This is a genomic window from Methylobacterium sp. WL103, from assembly GCF_008039885.1.
GTDB lineage: Bacteria > Pseudomonadota > Alphaproteobacteria > Rhizobiales > Beijerinckiaceae > Methylobacterium > Methylobacterium cerastii.
This window is the reverse complement of the sequence record NZ_VRUX01000995.1, coordinates 1-989: the sequence shown is the minus strand read 5'-3', so window position 1 is coordinate 989 and position 989 is coordinate 1. Positions and strand designations below refer to the sequence as shown.

General features: G+C 75.2%; 1 protein-coding gene and 1 pseudogene. Both read left to right on the top strand.

Annotated elements, in window-relative coordinates:
- Positions 1–705, top strand: a 705-nt coding sequence (locus tag FV222_RS30280) for an FAD-dependent oxidoreductase (RefSeq protein ID WP_187277503.1), incomplete at its 5' end; no start/stop codon positions are given.
- Positions 705–989 (top strand): annotated as a pseudogene (locus FV222_RS27290) (histone deacetylase); the annotation flags it as partial. The gene FV222_RS30280 and the pseudogene FV222_RS27290, both read left to right, overlap by 1 nt.

Here is a 989-nt window from a genome sequence, read left to right as displayed (position 1 = left end):
CCCTGGGACGTCGAGGGCCGCGAGGTCGGCCTGCCCGGCATGCCGGCGCCTGTCCGCCACCTGCTCGACGGGCTGCCGGTGTCGCTGGAGACGACGATCGCCTGCGTCGCGCGGGGGGATCGCGGCTGGATGCTGACGGATGCCGCGGGCGCGACCGAAGGCCCATTCGCCGCCGTGGCGGTGACCTTCCCGGCGCCGCAGGTGACGGCGCTGATGGAGACGAGCGGCGTCGCGCTGCCGGGGCCGGAGCGCGCATCCTACGCGCCGTGCTGGTCGCTGCTGCTCGACCTCGATGCGGCACCAGGCTTCCCGGAAGCGCATCTCACGTTTCCGGAGAGTCCGATCGCGCTGATCGCGCGCGAGGAGACCAAGCCCGGCCGGGCGCCCGGGCATCGCCTCGTGGTCCACGCCGCGCCGGATTGGTCGCGCGCCCACCTGGAGGAGGCGCGCGAGGCAGTGCAGGCCGCCCTGGTCGCCGCCCTCGAAGCGCGCCTGGGGACGTCGGTCCGCCCGACCTACGCCGCCGTCCACCGCTGGCGCTACGCCATGGTCGAGTCGGCGCTCGGCCACCCCTGCCTCTACGATCCGGCGCAGCGGCTGGGTGCCGCCGGCGACTGGTGCCTGGGTCCGCGGATCGAGGCGGCCTTCGACAGCGGCCGGGCGCTCGCCGACCGCATCGCCGCCGACCTGACGTTCGGGCGGTGATCCCGCCCATCGTGTTCCATCCGGCCTACGAGGCGATCCTCCCGGCCGGGCACCGCTTCCCGATGCGCAAGTACGGGCGGCTTGCCGAGGTCCTGATGGAGCGCGGGCTGGCGCCGCGCGGGTTCACGACGCCGGAGCCGGCCTCGCCCGAACTCCTACGGTTCGCCCACGACGCGTCCTACGTCGAAGCCGTGCTCGGGCTCGCGGTGCCGCGGGCGATCGAGCGGGCGATCGGCCTGCCCGTGGACGAGAGCGTGGTCCGACGCTCGCGCGCCTCCGTCGGC